Source organism: bacterium, assembly GCA_035307765.1.
In the GTDB taxonomy this organism is placed as follows: domain Bacteria; phylum Sysuimicrobiota; class Sysuimicrobiia; order Sysuimicrobiales; family Segetimicrobiaceae; genus Segetimicrobium.
Genome location: DATGHU010000016.1, coordinates 1 through 19,649, shown reverse-complemented (window position 1 = coordinate 19,649; position 19,649 = coordinate 1). Strand labels below are relative to the sequence as shown.

At 68.6% G+C, this 19,649-nt stretch carries 15 protein-coding genes; 9 read left to right on the top strand and 6 right to left on the bottom strand.

The window, feature by feature from the left end; translation table 11 throughout:
- Positions 1-43: 43 nt before the first annotated feature.
- The 4 genes from VKV57_05485 to VKV57_05470 all read right to left on the bottom strand — a co-directional run bounded on the left by VKV57_05485 (position 44) and on the right by VKV57_05470 (position 4,761).
- Positions 44-1,102, bottom strand: a complete 1,059-nt coding sequence (locus VKV57_05485) for a BMP family ABC transporter substrate-binding protein (protein HLW59362.1) — start codon at positions 1,100-1,102, stop codon at positions 44-46.
- Positions 1,103-1,238: 136 nt separating this feature from the next.
- The gene (locus VKV57_05480; GenBank protein HLW59361.1) at positions 1,239-2,162 is read right to left on the bottom strand and encodes an ABC transporter permease; all 924 of its coding nucleotides are present in this window, start codon (positions 2,160-2,162) and stop codon (positions 1,239-1,241) included.
- Positions 2,162-3,250 (bottom strand): ABC transporter permease, encoded by a 1,089-nt coding sequence (locus tag VKV57_05475; protein HLW59360.1) that lies wholly within the window; start codon positions 3,248-3,250, stop codon positions 2,162-2,164. Before VKV57_05475 ends, VKV57_05480 begins: the two co-directional genes overlap by 1 nt.
- On the bottom strand, positions 3,247-4,761 hold the full coding sequence (locus tag VKV57_05470) for an ABC transporter ATP-binding protein (protein HLW59359.1): 1,515 nt from the start codon (positions 4,759-4,761) through the stop codon (positions 3,247-3,249). The genes VKV57_05475 and VKV57_05470 overlap by 4 nt, the downstream gene beginning before the upstream one ends.
- Positions 4,762-4,955: 194 nt before the next feature.
- On the opposite strand from VKV57_05470, the gene VKV57_05465 reads away from it, so the two are divergent.
- From VKV57_05465 to VKV57_05455, 3 genes are all read left to right on the top strand, one after another.
- On the top strand, positions 4,956-6,578 hold the full coding sequence (locus VKV57_05465) for an ABC transporter substrate-binding protein (GenBank protein HLW59358.1): 1,623 nt from the start codon (positions 4,956-4,958) through the stop codon (positions 6,576-6,578).
- 148 nt (positions 6,579-6,726) lie between these two features.
- Positions 6,727-7,674, top strand: coding sequence for an ABC transporter permease (locus VKV57_05460; protein HLW59357.1), 948 nt, complete (start codon positions 6,727-6,729; stop codon positions 7,672-7,674).
- A 41-nt stretch (positions 7,675-7,715) separates the two neighbouring features.
- On the top strand, positions 7,716-8,618 hold the full coding sequence (locus tag VKV57_05455; protein ID HLW59356.1) for an ABC transporter permease: 903 nt from the start codon (positions 7,716-7,718) through the stop codon (positions 8,616-8,618).
- A 59-nt stretch (positions 8,619-8,677) separates the two neighbouring features.
- On the opposite strand, the gene VKV57_05450 is transcribed toward VKV57_05455, so the two are convergent.
- Entirely contained in the window at positions 8,678-10,057 is a 1,380-nt protein-coding gene (locus VKV57_05450; protein HLW59355.1) for a GGDEF domain-containing protein, read from the bottom strand.
- Between the two features lie 435 nt (positions 10,058-10,492).
- Here VKV57_05450 and VKV57_05445 point away from each other — a divergent pair, with 435 nt between their 5' ends.
- From VKV57_05445 to VKV57_05425, 5 genes are all read left to right on the top strand, one after another.
- Positions 10,493-11,656, top strand: a complete 1,164-nt coding sequence (locus VKV57_05445) for an ATP-binding protein (GenBank protein ID HLW59354.1) — start codon at positions 10,493-10,495, stop codon at positions 11,654-11,656.
- Between the two features lie 136 nt (positions 11,657-11,792).
- A complete protein-coding gene (locus VKV57_05440) occupies positions 11,793-14,093 on the top strand; it encodes a xanthine dehydrogenase family protein molybdopterin-binding subunit (protein ID HLW59353.1) in 2,301 nt (766 codons plus the stop codon).
- Positions 14,094-14,329: 236 nt separating this feature from the next.
- Positions 14,330-15,496: an acyl-CoA dehydrogenase family protein gene (locus tag VKV57_05435; protein ID HLW59352.1), complete on the top strand. Its 1,167-nt coding sequence runs from the start codon at positions 14,330-14,332 to the stop codon at positions 15,494-15,496.
- 21 nt (positions 15,497-15,517) lie between these two features.
- Positions 15,518-16,024: a MaoC family dehydratase gene (locus VKV57_05430; protein ID HLW59351.1), complete on the top strand. Its 507-nt coding sequence runs from the start codon at positions 15,518-15,520 to the stop codon at positions 16,022-16,024.
- A 4-nt stretch (positions 16,025-16,028) separates the two neighbouring features.
- Positions 16,029-17,219, top strand: a complete 1,191-nt coding sequence (locus VKV57_05425; protein HLW59350.1) for a CoA transferase — start codon at positions 16,029-16,031, stop codon at positions 17,217-17,219.
- Between the two features lie 53 nt (positions 17,220-17,272).
- Here VKV57_05425 and VKV57_05420 read toward each other — a convergent pair whose 3' ends face one another.
- Positions 17,273-17,974, bottom strand: a complete 702-nt coding sequence (locus VKV57_05420) for an SDR family oxidoreductase (protein ID HLW59349.1) — start codon at positions 17,972-17,974, stop codon at positions 17,273-17,275.
- A gap of 234 nt (positions 17,975-18,208) precedes the next feature.
- Here VKV57_05420 and VKV57_05415 point away from each other — a divergent pair, with 234 nt between their 5' ends.
- Positions 18,209-19,336 (top strand): alanine racemase, encoded by a 1,128-nt coding sequence (locus VKV57_05415; GenBank protein HLW59348.1) that lies wholly within the window; start codon positions 18,209-18,211, stop codon positions 19,334-19,336.
- Positions 19,337-19,649 lie beyond the last annotated feature (313 nt).

Genomic DNA, 19,649 nt, shown 5'->3' with positions numbered 1-19,649 from the left:
GTGGAGCGGGGGAGGGCAGAGGAAACCGCCTTCCGGACCCTGGTTACTTGGCCGGGATCGTTCCGACCACGCCCTGCACGAACCAGTTCAGGGAGAGCTGGGCGCTGTCGCCGAGCGCGCCGCCCGCGGGGACGCGCACGGTCCCGCCTTGATCCTTGATCGGCCCGGCGAACTCGTTGAACTTCCCGGCGATGATCGCTCGACGTTTTGCCATCACCATCGCCTTCACCGACGCCGGAACCATCGGGCCGAGCGGCGCGATGTCGACCACGCCTTTGTCCATTCCCCACCAGAGGTCGCCACCCTTGAAGGTGCCCGCCTCGACCTGCTTGGCGATATACATGTACATGGGACCCCAGTCCCAGACGGGGCCGGTGAGGAAGGCCTTGGGCCCGAACTTGCTCATATCGGAGTTATAGCCCACCGCGTACTTGCCCGCGGCGGCCGCCGCCTGCACCGTCGCGGCCGAGTCCTGGTGTTGGGTGAGGACGTCCGCGCCGACGCTGAGGAGGCTGTCCGCGGCCTCCTTCTCCTGGGCGGGGTCGTACCACGTGTTCGACCAGACGACGTGCACCGTCGCCTTGGGGTTCGCGGCCCGCACGCCGAGGGTGAACGCATCGATGCCCCGCACGACCTCGGGGATGGGGTGCGCCGCGACGTAGCCGATGATGTTCGACTTGGTCATCGACCCCGCCACGAGCCCGGTCAGGTAGCGCGGCTGCTCGATCCGCCCAAACGCGGTCATCAAGTTGTTCGCGCGCTTGAACCCGGAGATGTGGACGAAATCCACGTGGGGGAACTCAGAGGCGACCTTGAGCAGCGGATCCATGTAGCCGAACGACGTGCCGATGATCAGTTTGTATCCCTTGCGCGCGAGGTCGGTGAACACCCGCTCCGAATCCGCCCCCTCCGGGACGCTCTCCACCTTGGTCGTCGTGACGTTGGGGTCGTGGCGCTCCAAGTACAGCCGCCCCTGATCGTGTTCGTAGGTCCATCCCGCGTCGCCCACGGGGCCCACGTAGACGAAGGCGACCTTCAGCTTCTCGGCGCCGGGCGCCGGCCCGGTCGACACCGTCACCCCAAGCAGTCCGACAAGCAGCATCCCGATCAGCCGCCCCCACCTGCTCATCCCTCTCCCTCCTCCGAGCGAGATCACTCCGTGCCCCGATGCCGCACCTCCGGCACCGCACGCCTACGAAGTTCGCGTTTGGATGGCCGAGCCCCTCCGGGATCGCATCTCACCCCGACCGGCTGTAGGGCACACTCAACGCCGCGGGGGCGCCGAGGCGCTTGCGCGCCGTTTCTTGGGTGGCGACGACCAGGACCACGATCGTGAACACGTACGGCGTCATGAGCAGGAGGTAGGTGGGCAGGGTGGTCCCGGTGGCCTGGATGTGCAGTTGGAGGGCGTTCACCCCCCCAAAGAGATAGGCCCCCGCGACCGCGCGCAGAGGGTCCCAGGTCGCGAAGATCACGAGCGCCACCGCGATCCACCCCCGCCCGGCCGTCATGTTCTCGATCCACATGCTGGTGTAGGCGGTGGACAGAAACGTGCCGCCGAGGCCGGCCAGGATCCCCCCGACGGCGACACAAGCGTACCGCGTGCGGGCCACGTCGATGCCCATCGCGTCGGCGGCCTCTGGGCGCTCGCCGACCGCCCGGATCTCGAGCCCCCACCGGGTGCGGTACAGGATGTACCATGCGGCGGGGACGACGACGTAGCTGAGGTAGACGAGCGCGTCCTGCTGAAAGAGCGCCGGGCCGAGGACGGGGATCCGGTCGAGGAGCGGAAGCGACGCGGGCTGGAACCCGGCGGCCGGCACGCCGACGTACCCCTTGCCCAAGAACGCGGAGAGCCCGGTCCCGAAGATCGTGAGGGCCAACCCGCTCGCCACCTGATTGGCGCGGAGGGTGATGCTGAGAAATGCGTGAATCAGGCTGAGGCCCCCTCCGACCGCCCCGGCGGCGGCGGCCCCGGCCCAGGGGTTTCCCGTGCGGGACGTGACGATGAACCCCGCGAGCGCCCCCACGAGCATCATGCCCTCGACCCCGAGGTTGAGGATCCCGGCCCGCTCCGCGATGATCTCGCCCAGCGTCGCGAACAGCACGGGCGTACCCGCCCGCACCGCCGCGGCGAGGACGGCCACGGTCACCAAGCCCATCACGATCCCCCGGGCCGGGGGCGTCCCGCCCCGCGCCGTCCGATGGCGACGCGAGAGCCGACGAGCACGTCGCCTCCCAGCACGAAAAAGAAGATCAATCCCTGCAGCATGTTGACCATCGCGATCGGCAGCCCGAGCGAGATCTGCAGCGCGTCCCCGCCGAGGAAGAGACCCCCGAGCAGGACCGACACGAGGAGCACCGCGACCGGGTTCAGCCTCGCCAGCCAGGCCACGATGATCGCGGTGTACCCGTATCCGGGAGAGAGACCCTGCTGCAGCCGCCCGGCGATCGCCGACGCCTCCCCCACGCCCGCGAGTCCGGCGAGCGCCCCCGCGGCGCCCATGACCAGCAGCGTGTTGCGGACCAAACTGATCCCGGCGTACCGCGCGGCCTCCGGGTTGTCGCCGATCACGCGGATCTCCAGACCCCAGCGGGTCCGGGTGAGCACCAGCCAAACCGCCCCTGCGGCCACCAGGGCGAGCAGCAGGCCGAGATGGACTCGAGTGCCGGGAATCAGCACCGGGAGCCTCGCCGCGGGAGGGAAGGTCGCGGACAGCGGAAACCCACGGTTGGCGGGATCCCTCCACGGCCCGTAGATCAGGTAGTCGACCCACAGCAGCGCGACGTAGTTGAGCAGCAGGGTCGTGATGGTCTCGTTCACGTTGAGCCACGCGCGCAGGGCGGCGGGCACCAGGCACCACGCCGCCCCCGCGGCCATCCCCGCCAGGATCACAGCGGGAACGGCCACCGGGGAATGCCCCAGGGGCGTGAACAGCGCCACGTAGCTCGCGCCGATCGCCCCGAGTTGAAGCTGGCCTTCGGCCCCGATGTTCCACAGCTTCATCCGTGCGGGGAGGAGGACCGCCAGCCCCGCCAGGATGAGCGGGGTAGCCTTCACCAGCGTTTCGGTCAGGCCGAACCCACTGCCAAACGGATCGCTCAGCAGCTCCCCGTACGCAACGAGGGGGCTGACCCCCGCCAGACCGAGGACGACCCCCCCGGCGATGAACGCCGCCAGGATCGAGAGCGCGGGCACCGCCCAGACCGCCCACCCGACCTGGCGTTCGCGGGGGATCAACGAGATCACGATGGACCCTCCCCCTCCACAGCGGGGCCCCGCACCCCCGCCATCATCAGGCCCAACTCCTCGACGGTCACGTCGCCGGCGCGAACGGTATCGACGAGCGCCCCGGCGTAGATCACCGCGATGCGGTCGCTCAGCAGCAGGATCTCGTCGAGATCCTCGGAGATCAGCAGCACCGCCGCTCCCGCGCGGCGCTGGGACAAGATCATCTGGTGCACGGTCTCCGTCGCCCCCACGTCCAACCCGCGCGTCGGGTGAAACGCCAAAATCAGCCGGGGCCGATTCGCGATCTCACGCGCCAGGATCAGGCGCTGGAGGTTCCCGCCCGACAGCGTCCGGGCGGGGTTCCGCGGGTCCGGGGTGCGGATGCCGAACTCCGCGATCAGCCGGCTGGCGTGTCGTCGGACCGCGCGCCGGTCGAGAAACGGCCCTCGGCCAAACTCCGGGGCCCGGTAGTCCTTGAGCAGCAGGTTGTCCTCGATGCTCAGGTTCGGCGCCACGCCCATCGCCAGCCGGTCCTCGGGGATGTGCCCCACGCCGCTCCGAAGCACCTCAAGGACGGTGGTGTGCGTTCGATCCCGCCCATCGATGCGGACCCGCCCTCCGGTCGGGCGGCGCAGCCCCGCGACGATCTCCCCGAGTTCGCGCTGCCCGTTCCCCGCGACCCCGGCGACGCCCACCACCTCGCCGGCGTGCACCGCGAGGGAGATCCCGCGGAGGGCAGGGAGCGCGCGGTCGTTCAGCCCCCGGAGGTCTTCGACCGCCAGCACTTCTGGACCGACCGGGACGGCATCGCGCGTCAGCTGATCGAACGACTCACGCCCGACCATCATCCGCGCCAGCGCCCGGGGGGTGGTCCGGGCGGTTTCCACCGTGGCGACGTGCCGTCCGCCCCGCAGCACCGTGACCCGATCGGCCACCGCCATCACCTCCGAGAGCTTGTGGGTGATGATGACGACCGCCCGGCCCTCGGCGGCCAAGCGGCGCAGCGTCGAGAAGAGATCGCGCGCCACCTGAGGGGTGAGCACCGCGGTGGGCTCGTCGAGAATCAAGATCTCGGCCCCGCGCGCCAGCAGTTTGAGGATCTCGACGCGTTGCTGCTCCCCCACGCTCAGCTGCCAGACGCGCGCGGCCGGCTCGACCGCCATCCCATATCGGACGGCGAGGGCCCTGATCCGAGAGGAGGCCTCCCCCCGGTCGAGGCGGACCCCCGATCGGGGGAGGCTGAGCAGAACGTTTTCCGTCACCGAAAGGGACGGAACGAGCATGAACTGCTGGAAGACCATCCCGAGCCCGCTCGCCAGGGCGTCGCGCGGGGATCGAAACCGCACCGGCATCCCCCGGATGCGCACCTCCCCCTCGTCCGGTTGGTAAAACCCGTAGAGGATCTTCATCAAGGTGGACTTGCCCGCCCCGTTCTCGCCGAGCAGGGCGTGAATCTCCCCGCGGGCGAGCTCAAAGTTCACGCCGTCGTTGGCGATCAACCCGGGGAACCGCTTCGTGATCCCCCGCATCTCCACGGCCGAGGGGGGTGGGGTCATATGGGGGTCCGGTCTTCTGTGGCGCGGTTTCCTTCTCCTCGTCCGCGGGTCGGGACCCCCCAGGGGCGAAACGGGGAGGAACGCCTTCCCGGCCCATGGAACCCTACACCGCATCACACCGGGCGTGCACCGGGCAACCCAGGGGCCCCCCGGAGGAGGCGTCAACCATGGACGACACAGAGGGTCGGAGCGGGCATCGGGGCGAGTGGAGCCGCCGTCAGCTTCTGGGGACCAGCCTGGCGTTGGGCGGGGGGCTGGCCGGGTTGAACGCCCTGGGGGCCGGCCGCCTGGCGCTCCCCACCGCGCGTGCGGCCGCGCAGCCGAAGCAGGGGGGGATGCTCGTCGCCGCCCAAGAGGTCGACCCGGTGAGCTTGGATCCGCACACCAACTCCAACTTCTCGGCGGTGCAGGGCTACGAGCACATCTACGAGAGCCTCACCGGGTACGACGAGAAGACCACGATCATCCCCGCGCTGGCCCAGAAGTGGGAGGTCCAAAACGGCGGGAAGACCTATGTCTTCCACCTCCGCCCCAACGTGAAGTTTCACAACGGCCAAACGATGACCTCGGAGGACGTAAAATACAGCATCGATCGCGTACTGGATCCAAAGACCGCCTCCCCGTGGAAGAGCTGGTTCGATTCGGTCCAAGAGGTGAAAATCGTCGACCCCCTCACCATCCAGATCGCGATGAAGGACCCCTATCCCGGCCTGCTGGGGTCGTTTGCCGGGATGCGCGCATCGGGGATCATGCCCAAGGGCCTCGCCGAACGGGAGAACCTCAAGATCAAGGCGATCGGCACGGGGCCGTTCAAGCTGGTCGAGTTCGTCCCGCAGGACCACATCACGTACGCGCGCCACACGGATTACTGGGACAAGCCGCTGCCGTACCTCGACGGCATGACGTTCAAGATTCTGACCGAGGAGAACGCGCGCCTTGCGGCGCTGCGCGCCGGCCAGGTGCAGTACGCGGCGGTCACCGCGCAGGGGGAAGCGCAGCTCAAAGGCGCCCCGGGGATCACGGTCCTCAAGAGCCCCAACGCCTGGGTGTCGCTCCACTACATCAACGTGTCGCAGAAACCCCTCAACGATGCCCGCGTCCGTCGGGCGATGCGGATGGCGGTGGACACGAGCGAGGTGATCCAAAAGGCCGTCTACGGCGCGGGGGTGCCCTCGGGCCCGGTGCCCACCGGGTACGGGGACTGGTACCTCGACCCGAAGCTCTTGCCCTTTAACAAACCGGATGTCGAGGGCGCCAAGAAACTCCTGGCCGAGGCCGGGTACCCCAACGGTGGGTTCAAAATCGAGATCAAATGCTCCCCCCAGTACCCCGAGTTTGTCGCCACCACGCTGGTCGTGCAGAACTCCCTCAAGAAGCTGGGGATCGACGTGCAGGTGGTGCAGCAAGAATGGGGGACGTTCGTCAGCGACCACAACACCGAGCTCAAGACCGGCGGGAAGGAGGGCGGAGAGCTCTTCGCCTCGGCCAACACCTTCCGCCCCGATCCGGACGGGTACATCTACCCGTACTTCGATTCGGCGGGGACGATCAACGATGGGGGGTACCGGAACGCGAAGCTGGATCCCCTGATGCAGCAGGCCCGGTCGATCTTCAATCACGATCAGCGCCGGAGCCTCTACGTCGAGATTCAGCGCACCCTGCTCGACGAGTCGCCCAACTGGTGGTGGTACGCGAAGTTCAACATTGAAGCGCTGTCCACCAAGCTGCAGGGGTACGCCCAATCGTTCACCGGGCGGCGCATCTTCCTGAAGAAGGCGTGGCTCGGCTAGAGGGCCGGCCGCGCCGGAGGCCCTCACCGATCGCGGGGCGCCACCGCCTTCTCCGGCAGGTTCGGGCGGTCGGCTGAGCGCGCGGTGCCGGGCGCGGCCGGAGACGGTGTGGCGCGTTCGCCGCACCGTGTAGCCCGCCGGAGCGGCGATGCGGTATCTCCTCCGACGCCTGCTGTGGACGACCGCGGCGCTGCTGGGAGTCTCGCTGCTCATCTTCATCCTGATCCGGCTGCTCCCGGGCACGATCGTCGAGATCATGGCCGGAACCGAAGGACAGCTCAGCGCGGAGCAGCAGCGGGCCATGCTGCACACCTTCGGCCTGGACAAGCCGCTCCCGATCCAGTACGCGCTGTGGGTCTGGAGCATGCTCCACGGAAACCTCGGATGGTCGTTCCGCACCAGCCAGCCCGTCGCCGGCCTCCTGATTTCCCGGCTGCCGATTACGATCGAACTCGCGACGCTCACGGTGGTCTGCGTCACCGTCTTCGGCCTCCCGCTCGGAATCGTCGCCAGCATCACCCGCAGCGCGCGGCTGAAGATGTTGTTCCAGATCGTTGGGCTGCTCGGGCTGTCGATCCCAAATTTCTGGATCGCCGTCGTCCTGATCATCGTCGCGTCGTTTGCCTTTCACTGGCTGCCGGCTCTGATCTTTGTCCCGCCCTGGCAAGACCTTGGGGTCAACCTGCAGCAGATGTTTCTGCCGGTCCTCTCGCTGGCGCTCGGGCTCGCCGCGGTCGTCGTCCGGATGACCCGATCGTCGATGCTCGAGGTCCTCGGCCAGGAATACGTCAAGGTGGCGCGGGCGAAGGGACTGGCCGGCAGCGTCGTCCTCCTGCGGCACGCGCTCCGCAACGCGCTCATCCCCATCATCACCGTCCTCGGGCTGCAGATGGGGTTCTTGCTCGGGGGAACGGTGATCACCGAACAGATCTTCGGGCTCCCGGGGTTGGGGTGGACGCTCCTCAACGGCGTGTACCAGCGCGACTACCCCGTGGTACAGGGGGCGGTGATGCTGTTCGCCGCCACCTTCGTCATCACCAATCTTTTGGTCGATCTCACTTACTTGTACCTCGACCCGCGGATTCGCTATGAGTGATCGGCGGGGCGTGACCGCGCGCCGACGAGACTGGTCCGCACATGGATAGGGCGGAGCTGGGACTCGGGGAGTCGTTGCGGCCGCCCGCGCTGCCCCCCACGATGCGGGCGCGGTCGGGAGGAGTGGGGCGTCTGGTGCGGCGCAGCCCCGTCGTGGCGATCGGCGCCGTCCTCATCGTCGTGGTCGTCCTCTTGGCGCTCGCCGCGCAATTCATTGCGCCGTACAGTCCGGTCGCCCAGATCGCCCAACCGCTGCTGCGGCCGGGGCCCGGGTTTCTCGCCGGCACGGATGAACTGGGACGGGACGAACTGAGCCGGCTGATCTTCGGAGCGCAGGTGTCGCTGTACGTCGGGATCCTGGCCGTGTCCATTGCCCTCGCCGGCGGAGCGACCTCGGGGATCCTGGCGGGGTTCTACGGGGGGTGGGTCGACAACGCCCTGATGCGGGTGATGGACGTCCTGTTCTCGCTCCCGGCGATCGTCCTGGCGATCGCCATCACGAGCATCCTCCGGCCCAGCCTCACGAACGCCATGATCGCGATCGGCATCGTCTATGCGCCGACCTTTGCCCGGATCGCGCGGGGGCCGACCCTGGCCGTGGTGAACCTCGCGTACATCGAGGCCGCGCGCGCGGTGGGGGTCCCCAACTGGAAGATCATGCTCCGGCACGTTCTGCCGAACATCTCCGCTCCCTTGATCGTCCAAACCACGGTCTCGCTGTCGACCGCGATCCTCACGGAGGCGGCGCTGAGCTTCCTCGGCCTGGGCACCCAACCCCCCACGGCGTCGTGGGGGCTGATGCTGAGCGCGGCGCGGCAGTACATGTTGATCGACCCTTGGATCGCGATCTTTCCTGGAGTGGCGATCGCCCTGACCGTTCTCGGATTCAACCTCCTGGGGGACGGCCTGCGCGATCTTCTCGACCCGCGGATCCGCACGGTCTAGCGGGCCTCGCCTCCGTCCCCGCGGGGCCGCTGGGAGGTTCCCGGCGCGGGCGGACGGCGTTAGGACTGGGGAACGCGCTCGCCTGACAAGACCGCGGGGTCCACCGCTTGGGGGACGCTGCCGTCGGGCGGCGGCCCGGCGCGGAGCGCGTCGGCCAGCATGCGGCCGATGCGGCGGTTGAGCGCGTTCAGCACCGCCCGCGCCACGGCTACATGCGGATCGGCGGCCCGGGCGCTCCCCACCAACCGCTCCGCCGAGGCGGCGCCCGCGGCCAGGATCGCCACGGCGACCGTCTCGCCCTCGGACGGCAACAGGGAGAGATCCTCCAGCAGAAATCCGAACTCGGCCCCGATCACCTGCGCGACCCCCCCCAGCGTGGCCTCCGCCACGAGAAAGGGCACTCCGCGTCCGACAACTCGAGCCGATGCCGTTCCGCGGACCGTGCGGCTCCCCAGACCTAGCCCCACCACAGCGGTGCTCTGGTGCGCCTCCGTGGTGACGGCCGCGGTCTCCATCCGAAACCGCGCGTCGACGACGGGGGCCCGCCGGCCGGCCGCGCGCAGGGCGCGTTCCTCCCCGCTTCGACTGTGGTGGATGATGCCCTTGCCGGATTCCTTCGCCAGCGTGGATCCCCGGCTGGCCAGCGTGATTAGGTCCTCCACCGTCGAGGCGATGTGTGCGGCGGTCCGCGGCTCTACACGGCGACCCCCCGCCAGCCCCACGCTCGCGGTGACCCGCTCCTCACGTCCCTCGATCTCCACCGGGAGGCTGATGGTCTCCCGCAGCCGCTGCGCCAGGGCCCGCGCGTCCTCGCTCCTCCGGATCGTGGCGATGGCGAATTCGTCGCCGGCGTACCGACACAGAAAGTCGGTTGATCGGTCCACGCAGGTGCCGAGCAGGTAGGCCACCGATCGGACGATGTCGTCTCCGACGACGTGCCCGAGGGCCTTGTTGACGATCCGGAAGTTGTCCATATCGACGAACAGGATCACCACCTCTTCGCCGCGGCCGAGCGCGGCCATGGTCCAACTCCGCAGCCCAGCGGCCCAAGGCAGGCCGGTGAGCGGATCCCGCTCCTGGTTTCTGGCCTCGAGAATGGCCATCAGCGAGAGCAGCCCGACCAGCCGCCCCTCCTCGACCACGGGGAGGACCTCTACCTGCTGGCGGGTGAGCAGGTTGTACGCGTACGACAGGGGCAGTTCTGGGGTGGCGGGCGTCAGGTCGGTGATCATGATCTCCGCCACCATCCGGTAGAGCGGCTGGCGGAGCAACTGGACAGGGGTAACAAACCCAACGACGCGATCGCCTTCCACCACCGGGAGGCCGGCCAGGCTGCCCGCTCGGATCAGGTCGATCGCCGCTCCCACCGTCGTCGAAACGCGGATCGGATCGGGCGCCGGCGCCATGAGGTCCCGAACGGTCGTCGGCGTATCGCTCATGCCGGTCCGCTCCCGCCGCGTGTCCGGGGTCGTGGAGCCGGAATTCCTTGGAGCTGCACACGTACCATACGCCAAGGATATCATCCGGTTTTGGCCGATCCCTTGCCACCCCCCGAACGGATGGATTCTCCGTGTCGAACACATGACCGGCCGCCGGGCGGCTCGGTCCCCCGGTCTGCGGCCGGTCGATTCGGGGCACCATTTAAAGGAGAACGGGGAAGCTTCCGGGGTCCCTGATGAGCCATCGCGTCCGGTCGGCGGCGGGTCGAGCCGCAGCATTCGAGGGAAGAAGCGCCTTGACAGAACGACGGATCACCCAGACGCATTTGAGCCTCCACACCCGCACCCGATATGACATCCCGGTTCGGATGACCCTAAACGACATACCTCTCCCGACGGCCGATGGGACTCGCGGAAAGTAGCGGTGCGGGCGGGGTGCCGCGGGGTCGCGTGGGGCGGACCCCCAAGCGCCGACGGATGACCCCGTCGAGCGGAGAAGCGGTGCGTCCGAGCGAGCCGTGGGACGCCGGGATGGGGATCGCCGGCCTCCGGGAGCAGCCGCGGCCGGCCGCGCCCGTGCAGGTGGATGCCGCCGCCGGCCCGGACGATGATCTGCACGATCTGCGGACCGCGTTCCTTCACGCAACCGGGGCCGATCGCTGCGTGATCAAATTGGCGCCGAACTGGCGGCGGGTCGTCGGCCACTGGCTCAACCTCCCGGCCGGCGAGCGGGATGAGTTTTTCAAAGCGGATCCCTCGACGGCCGCTGCGGTTTCCGCCGGGCGCGACGGGACGAAGGGCGAGGCCCGGGGCAACCTTCGTCTGGGAAAGATGTCCGCCGCGCAGATTATCGTGACGACGAACGATCGTCGGGTCATGGACCGGGTCATCCCCGGCCTCACCGCACTCATGCCGCGGGTCGCCGCTCGACTGTGTTTCCGCTGGTTGCGCGACGAAGCTCACGCCGTCGAGCGGCGCCGTCTCATCGAGATCCTCCACGACGGACCCCTGCAGGCGGCCACGGCCGCCAAGATCCGACTCCGGGCGAGCCGGCAGTTCGTCGGCGATCCCCGCGCGGCGGAAGCACTCGACGAAGCGATCGCCCTCACCGGCCAGGTGATCCGGGCGATGCGCGAGGTGCTGGCGGACCGGGTGCGGCCGGGACCCGATTCGCTGGGCAGCCGGATGCGCCAAGCGGGGGAACGCTGGAGCAAGATGACGGGGGTGCGTGTTCACATTGCGCTGTCGGACGAGGCGGAGGATCCGGCGCAGTTTTCTGAGGAGGCACTTGATGCCGCGGCGCATGTCGTCGGCGAGGGGATCGTCAACGCTTGGAAGCACGGGGACGCGACCCAGGTCTCCATCAGCTGCCACCCGCACGATGGCGGCATGCTGCTGACCCTCAGCGACGACGGGGGGCACCGGCCTCCCTCGGCCCCCGACCCCGATCCAAATGGGACGCGGATGGGCCTGCGCCTTCTCCGCGCCCGCATCCGTGAACTCGGCGGCCGCTTCGATGCGCGCCCTGGACAAGAGGGCGGCACGATCGTCGAGGCCTGGCTTCCGCTCAGCCTAGAGCCCTCCGGCACCCCCCAGTAACCGACCGGGTCGTCCCCGTCCCGCCGCGCTCCCCGCGTTCGCGGTGAGCCTTTGCGCCGCTCCACGGCAGGGGCGGCCTCCAAGCCGGTCGAAGACCTGTCCGTCCCACCACATCATCGCCAGGACGGTGTAACCTATGGCCGTATCCCGCTACGTCGGCGCCCGGGTGAAGCGCATCGAGGACCCCAAGCTCATCCGCGGTGAGGGCGCCTTCCTCGACGATCTCCAGATCGCCGGCCTGCTGCACGCCGTCTTCGTGCGGAGCCCTTACGGGCATGCCCGGATTCGCGCGCTCGATCTCCACGCGGCCCGGGCGTACCCCGGGGTGGTCGCCGCGCTCGCCGCTGCGGACGTCCCGGAGATCCAGAAACCGCTCCCGGTGATCCCGGTCCGAGGAATGCGCAGCGCCGATCACCTCCCGCTCGCCGTCGGTGAAGTCCGGTACGCCGGCGAGCCGGTGGCCGTGATCGTCGCCGAGGCCGCCGACATCGCACGGGACGCCGCGGACCTGGTGAAGATCGACTACGATCCCCTTCCCGCCGCCGTGGATCTTGAACGGGCGGCCGCCGGGGGACCGTTTGCCCACGCCGGGTGGGACACCAACGTCGCCTACACGAACACGGTCGAGCAGGGCGACCTCGACGCCGCGTTCCGTAACGCGCCCGTGACCGTGCGCCAGCGCATGGTCAACCAGCGGGTGGCTCCCGTGTCGCTGGAGCCCCGAGGCACCCTGGCGATGTACGACGGCAGCCAAGGGCAGGGCCTCCTCACGGTCTGGACCTCGACGCAGGAAGCGCACTCGATCCGCGATGGGCTGAGCCAGGTCCTCGGTCTGGAGGCCCGGCGGATCCGGGTGATCACCCCGGACGTTGGGGGCGGCTTCGGCGCCAAGCTCAATACCTATCCGGAAGACGTCGTGGTCTCGCACCTCGCTCAGCGGCTGCACCGCCCGGTGAAATGGGTGGAGACCCGCCAGGAAAACCTCCTGACCACCACCCACGGCCGCGGCCAGGTCATCGAGGTCGAGGTGGCCGCGGAAAAGGACGGACGCATCCGCGGGATGCGGTCGCGCGTCATCGCCGATCTCGGCGCCTATTTGGTTTACACGACGGCGATCGTCCCGACCCTCACCCCTCTGATGATCCAGGGTCCGTACGACATCCCGGCGCTGCGCTGTGAACTCATCGCCCTCTACACCAACACCTGCCCCACCGGCGCCTACCGGGGCGCCGGCCGGCCGGAGGCCACCTACTATCTGGAGCGGGTGATGGACCTGGTGGCCGACGAAGCGGGCGTCGACCCGGTGGAGGTGCGCCGGCGGAATTTCATCCGGCCGTCCCGGTTCCCATTCAAAGCGGCCAGCGGGGCGGAGTACGACTCGGGCGACTATGCGAAGCCCCTCGATGAGGTCGTGCGGCTGGCGGACTACCCCGCGCTGCGCGCCCACCAAGAAACCGCACGACGCGGCGGAAAGATCGTCGGCATCGGCCTCTCCAGCTACGTGGAGATCTGCGGCTTCGGTCCGTGGGAGCTCGGCACGGTGCGGGTCAACAAGGATGCCACCGCGACGGTGGTCACCGGAACGTCCCCGCACGGGCAGGGAGACGCCACCGGGTTCGCGCAGATCGTCGCCGACACCCTGACGATCCCCATCGAGGACATCTCCGTCGTGTTCGGGGACACACTCCTGGTCCAGTACGGGGGCGGGACGAGCGGGAGCCGCAGCATGTCGCTGGGGGGATCCGCCGTCTACCTGGCGGCACAGGACGTCCGCACCCAGATCCTGGGGGTCGCCGCGAACCTCCTCGAGGCCTCGCCTGCGGACCTGTCCCTGGCCGACGCTCGGGTCACGGTGCGCGGAACGCCGGGGCGCGCGATCTCGATCGCGGAGGTGGCGGTGGCTGCCTACGACGCCAGTCATCTCCCGGAGGGGCAGGCACCGGGGCTTGAGGCGACGAGCCGGTTCAAATCCCAGGGCACGACGTTCCCGTTCGGCAGCCACCTCTGCGTCGTCGAGATCGACCGCGAGACCGGGCAGGTCCGGATCGTCCGGTACGTGGCGGTTGACGACTGCGGCCGGGTGATCAACCCGCTCCTCGTGGACGGTCAGGTCCACGGCGGGATCGTCCAGGGGGCCAGCCAGGCGTTGCTGGAGGCGGTGAGCTACGACGAACACGGAACCCTGCTCACCCGAACGCTCTCGGAGTACGGAATCCCGCAGGCCCATCTGGTTCCGCGGATGGAACGGGGGGTGTCGGTGACCCCCACGCCGAGGAACCCGCTGGGGGCGAAGGGCATCGGCGAAGCCGCCACGATCGGCTCCACCCCCGCGGTGGTGAACGCGGTCGTGGACGCGCTCAGCCATCTCGGGGTCCGCCACCTCGACATGCCGCTCACTCCCGAACGGATCGCCGCCGCACTTCGAGGACCGCGCTAGCGGAGGCGGCGGGCGGGTCGATCGAGAAACACACCCGGATCTGGCCGAACCAGCGACATCGATCGAGCGCATACGTCGTTCCCCAGCCGACCCGGACCCCACCACCGGGACCGACCGGACGTGGGCGACCGCGGTCCGTCCGGCCGCGACCGCATGGGGGAGGACCCTGCGGCGCGGCGGGGCGGGTCGCCGATCCACCGTTAACCGCGCTGACCAAGGAGGGGGATGACGGCGGGATGGATTTCGACCTGACCGAAGAACAGAAGTTGATCCGTCAGGCGATCGGCGATCTCTGCCAGCGGTTCCCCGACGGCTACTGGCGCGAGCTGGACCGCACGGCGGGGTATCCGGACGCGTTTGTGCAGGCGCTGGTGCAGGGAGGCTGGTTGGCAGCGCTCATCCCCGAGGAGTATGGCGGAACCGGCCTGGGGATGCTGGAAGCTTCGCTGATCCTCGAGGAGATCAACCACTCCGGCGGCAACGCCGCGGCGTGCCATGCACAGATGTACATCATGGGGACGCTGCTCCGGCACGGGGACGGCGAACAGAAACGCCGCTGGCTGCCCAAGATCGCCTCCGGGGAGCTCCGGCTCCAGGCGTTCGGCGTGACCGAGCCGGGGGCCGGCTCCGAGACCACGCGGACCCAAACCACCGCCGTACGGCGGGGCGACCGGTACGTGGTGAACGGGCAGAAGGTCTTCATCTCGCGGGCACAGCAGTCGGATCTTATGCTGTTGCTGGCCCGCACGACCCCGTACGACGAGCTCAAGGACAAAACCAGGGGATTGTCCGTCTTTCTGGTGGACCTCCGCGAGGCGGTGGGAAGGGGGACGATCCAGATCAAACCAATCCGGACGATGATGAACCATCACTCCACCGAGCTGTTCATCAGCGACCTAGAGGTCCCCGCTGCCAACCTGATCGGCGAGGAGGGGATGGGATTTCGCTACATCATCGACGGGTGGAACGCGGAACGCATCCTGATCGCCGCAGAATCCATCGGCGACGGGCGGTGGTTTATCGAGCGGGCGAGCAAGTACGCGCGCGAGCGAGTCGTCTTCGGACGGCCGATCGGCGCCAACCAGGGCGTCCAGTTCCCTCTGGCCCTGGCCCACGCGCACCTGGAGGCCGCTAACCTGGTACGGTTCCAGGCGGCGTGGCTGTTCGAACGCGGCGCGCCGTGCGGCCCGCAGGCCAACATGGCCAAGCTGCTCGCCGCGGACGCCGCTTGGGAGGCGGCCAACGCCTGCCTGGATGCCCACGGCGGGTACGGCTTTGCCGCCGACTACGACGTGGAGCGGAAGTTCCGGGAAACCAGGCTGTACACGATCGCGCCGGTGAGCAACAATTTGGTGCTCGCCTATCTGGCGCAGCACGTGCTGGGCCTGCCGCGTTCCTACTGAGGAGGCCCAGGGGGAGGGGCGATGCCCGATCGGTCGATGCGCGAGGGGCGGTACTACGAGGACTTCCACGTCGGCGACGTCTACGAGCACCCCTACGGACGGACGATCACCGACGCCGACAACATCTGGTTCACCCACCTCACGCTCAACACCAACCGCGTGCATTTCGACTACGCCTACGCCGCGCAGACCGAGTTCGGCAAACCCCTGGTGAACAGCACGTTCACCCTGGCGTTGGTGACCGGCATGTCGGTCATCGACATCAGCGAGAACGCCTTCGCCAATTTGGGTTGGGATCGCGTTCGGCTCCCCCACCCGGTCTTCGTGGGGGACACGCTCTACGCGGAGAGCGAAGTCTTAGAGAAGCGCGAATCCCAGTCCCGCCCCAACGTGGGGATCGTCCGGTTTCGGACACGCGGGTACACACAGGATGGGACGGTGGTGATCGAATACGAGCGGACGGTGATGGCATACAAGCGCGGCACCTCTCCCCTCCGCAGCCGGCCGCACCCCAACGCCGCGGGGTAGGCTCGTGGCCGGCATCCTCGACGGGCTCAGCATCCTCGACCTGACCAGGAACGTCGCCGGACCGTACTGCACGATGATCCTCGGCGATCTCGGAGCCGAGGTGATCAAGATCGAACGCCCGGGGGGTGGGGACGATACCCGGGAGTGGCGGCCGCCGGCGTGGAACGGACACAGCACCACCTATCTCGGCCTCAACCGGAACAAAAAGAGCGTCGCCGTGAACCTGGATGATGCGGACGGCACGGCCATCGTCCGCCGCCTGGCCGCGCGGGCCGACGTGCTCGTCGAGAGCTTCAGGGTTGGGAGCCTCTCGAAACGGGGGTTGGGGTACGAGCAGGTCTCGGCCGACAACCCCCGCGTGATCTACTGTTCGATTACCGGTTTCGGCACCCGGGGGCCGCACCGAGACCGACCCGCCTACGACCCCATCATCCAAGCGTACTCCGGCATCATGAGCATGACCGGGGAAGCCACCGGTCCCCCGGTCCGCGTCGGCCCCTCCGTCGTCGACATGGGGGCAGGCATATGGGGGGCGCTCGGGATCCTCGGCGCCCTCTATCAGCGGCAGCGCACCGGGCGCGGAAGCCGGGTGGACACGAGCCTGCTCGAAGTCGGGGTGGCCTGGATCGGATATCATCTGCCGGGGTACCTGGCCACGGGCAAGATCCCCCGCCGGATGGGTTCCCGATCGCCGATGATCGCCCCGTACGAGGCCTTCGCCACACAGGACGGCTTTCTGCAGCTGGCGGCCCCCAACGACCAGATCTTTGCTCGGCTGTGCCGCGCACTCGAGCTGACGGGCCTCGAGGACGATCAACGGTTTCGCACCAACGCGGCGCGCATCGCCAACCGCGAGGTGCTGCACGAGGCTCTGGAAGCCCGCCTGCACACGAACACGGCCGCGCGGTGGGAGGAAATCCTGCTGGCGCAGCGGATCCCGTGCAGCCGGATCAGGACGTTGGATGACGTCGCCGTCGATCCACAGATCGAGGCGCTGCGGCTGCTGATGCCGGTGGTGCATCCCGACATCGACGGCCTGAAGCTCATCGATCTCCCGGTCGCGATTGACGGGGAACGGGCGGCCAATTGCGGCGCCCCGCCCGATCTGGGACAGCACTCTCGTGAGGTCCTCACCGGCCTGGGTTACGATGAAGGTCGAATCGACGATCTGCGGCGCAGAGGCGTGATCGGGTGAGCCCCGCCATCGTCGCCCACGCTCCCCACCGCGTGCCGGCGGCCGTCCTCGGCTTACACCGATCTGGTGAGGCCCCCATCGACCCGGAGGTTCTGGCCGGTGATGTAGCCGGCTTCGTCCGACAACAAGAAGGCGATGGTGGTGGCGATTTCCCCCAGCTTCCCGGCGCGGCCCATCGGGATCTGCCGCACGGTGTCGGCATCCACAGGATAGCTTTCGACGAACCCCGGCAGGATGTTGTTCATCCGGATGTTGCGGGACGCGTATTCGTCCGCGTACAGCTTGGTGAATCCGGCCAGCGCGGCCCGCAGCGCGGAGGACACCGGAAATGCGAGGCTCGGCTCAAACGCCGAAAACGTTGACACGTTGACGATGCTCCCGCTCCCCTGGCGCAGGAATACCGGGGTGACGAGGCGCGCCATCCGCACGACGTTCAGCAGCAGCAGGTCCACCCCGGCGAGCCAATCGGCATCGGAGAGCTCCAGCAGCTTGCCGCGGGGCGGATGGCCGGTGGAGTTGACGACCGCGTCGATTCGACCGTAGCGCACCAAGGTGGCGTCGACCAGCCGGTCCAGGTCCGCGGGGATCGACACCGAACCCGCCACACCCAAGGCCTGATGCGCTTTCGCCACCTCCGGGGCGCCGGAAGGGGACATGACGGCCAGCCGATACCCGCGCCCGGCGAGTTCGGCGGCGGCGGCGGCCCCCATCCCCCGGCCGGCACCGGTGATCACCGCCACCTTGTGCGTTGCCATCTCCATCCCTCCCGCCCGACCCTCATTAGCGCAGGACCCACTCTGCATCCAACCACCTAGTACGCTGCGGTGCGGTGGAGACCTCTCGACGGCGCGGGGCCCAGGGGGTGGGGCGGCGGAGCGTCCCGGACCGTCCATCACTTCCCAGATCGTAGGGATTGACCCGCCCCCGACAGAATCTTTCCTTGGACGGGGGCGCGTCAAGAAGGCCGCCGCACAGCGGGGAGGATGCAGATGGCGCGGAAACTCGAACCGGAACAGGCGCTGCAGAGGGCCGAGGCGCTGGACGCCTTGGACACCCCGGCACTGATCGTGGACCTCGACCGCTTGGAACGGAACATTTCCCGCTGGGCGGCATTTGCACGGGAGGCTGGGGTCAAGCTCCGTCCCCACGGGAAGACCCACAAGTGCGTGGAGATCGCCAAGCGGCAGATCGCGGCGGGCGCGGTTGGCCTGACCCTCGCCAAGATCGGCGAGGCGGAGATCATGGCACGTGCGGGCGTTCACGACATCTTCCTCGCCTACGAGGTGGTCGGGGCCGCCAAACTCCCTCGCCTCATCAATTTAGCCCGCGAGATCCGGGTGCGGATCGGGGTGGACTCGGTCGAAGGGGCCGAACCGCTGGCGCGGGCGGCGGCCGAGGCCGGGACGACGCTGGACGTCCTCCTCGAGGTGAACACCGGGCTGGAAAGGTGCGGTGTCCTGCCGGGGGACGACCTGCGGACGCTGGCCGGCCGGGTGTCCCGCATGCGCGGGCTCCGCATCGCCGGGATCTTCACCTATCGCGGGTACCGGCCCGATCTCGAGGCGGCCGGTCGTGAGGAGGGCGAGATCATGGTGAGGGAAGCGGACCACCTCCGGCAGGCGGGGGTGGAGATCGAGGAGATCAGCGTCGGCTCAACCCCCACCGGAAGAAGCGCCGGACGGGTGAAGGGGGTCACCGAGATCCGGCCGGGGACCTACGTCTTCAACGATGCGACCCAGATCCGCTGGGGATCCGCCGCGCCCGAGGACTGCGCCCTCACCGTGTTGACCCGGGTGATCAGCCGTCCGTCGATCGGGGTCGCCGTGCTGGATGCGGGGAGCAAGGCCCTCACGGCGGAACGGGGACCCTTCAGCAGCCGCGGCGACAGCTACGGGGCCCTCCGCGACTACCCGGATTGCCAGATCGACCGGCTGTGGGAGGAACACGGCCGAGTCCAACTCACCGAAGAAGCCCGCCGGCTTCGCGTCGGGGACCTCGTCCACGTCATCCCGGCCCACGTCTGCCCCACCGTCAATCTGGCCGAGCGTCTCGTCTGCACGAGGCAGGGTCGGGTCGTAGAGACCTGGTCGGTGGCGGCCCGCGCGAAAGTGCAGTAGGCGAGGGGGTCGGGATCGGCCCGGCCGGCGTCCCATTCGGTCGGCCGCGGAGCCGAGTTGCCCTCTCGGTCTCTACGTTCCCTGTTCCATGTTCGAATCGAAGAAATCAGAGCGGCGGGACACCCTTCTCTCGGGACGCCCGCCGCTCCGACCTACCGGCGCGAGAGGTTAGTTAGTTCGCCATGAAATACGTTGCTGCAAACCCAAGTAAAATAAGGATTTCTTGGGTGAGATACGTGCGAAATGCTAGGGATTCCCACCCCAGACGGCGAATCGAACTGATGCAACCGCCAAGTCACACCTGTCCGACGCA

Coding starts and splice junctions, on each gene's coding strand:
- VKV57_05485 (HLW59362.1), bottom strand. CDS start 1,102: ATGCTGCTTGTCGGACTGCTTGGGGTGACGGTGTCGACCGGGCCGGCG.
- VKV57_05480 (HLW59361.1), bottom strand. CDS start 2,162: ATGGGCTTGGTGACCGTGGCCGTCCTCGCCGCGGCGGTGCGGGCGGGT.
- VKV57_05470 (HLW59359.1), bottom strand. CDS start 4,761: ATGCGGGGGATCACGAAGCGGTTCCCCGGGTTGATCGCCAACGACGGC.
- VKV57_05465 (HLW59358.1), top strand. CDS start 4,956: ATGGACGACACAGAGGGTCGGAGCGGGCATCGGGGCGAGTGGAGCCGC.
- VKV57_05460 (HLW59357.1), top strand. CDS start 6,727: ATGCGGTATCTCCTCCGACGCCTGCTGTGGACGACCGCGGCGCTGCTG.
- VKV57_05455 (HLW59356.1), top strand. CDS start 7,716: ATGGATAGGGCGGAGCTGGGACTCGGGGAGTCGTTGCGGCCGCCCGCG.
- VKV57_05450 (HLW59355.1), bottom strand. CDS start 10,057: ATGAGCGATACGCCGACGACCGTTCGGGACCTCATGGCGCCGGCGCCC.
- VKV57_05440 (HLW59353.1), top strand. CDS start 11,793: ATGGCCGTATCCCGCTACGTCGGCGCCCGGGTGAAGCGCATCGAGGAC.
- VKV57_05435 (HLW59352.1), top strand. CDS start 14,330: ATGGATTTCGACCTGACCGAAGAACAGAAGTTGATCCGTCAGGCGATC.
- VKV57_05430 (HLW59351.1), top strand. CDS start 15,518: ATGCCCGATCGGTCGATGCGCGAGGGGCGGTACTACGAGGACTTCCAC.
- VKV57_05420 (HLW59349.1), bottom strand. CDS start 17,974: ATGGCAACGCACAAGGTGGCGGTGATCACCGGTGCCGGCCGGGGGATG.
- VKV57_05415 (HLW59348.1), top strand. CDS start 18,209: ATGGCGCGGAAACTCGAACCGGAACAGGCGCTGCAGAGGGCCGAGGCG.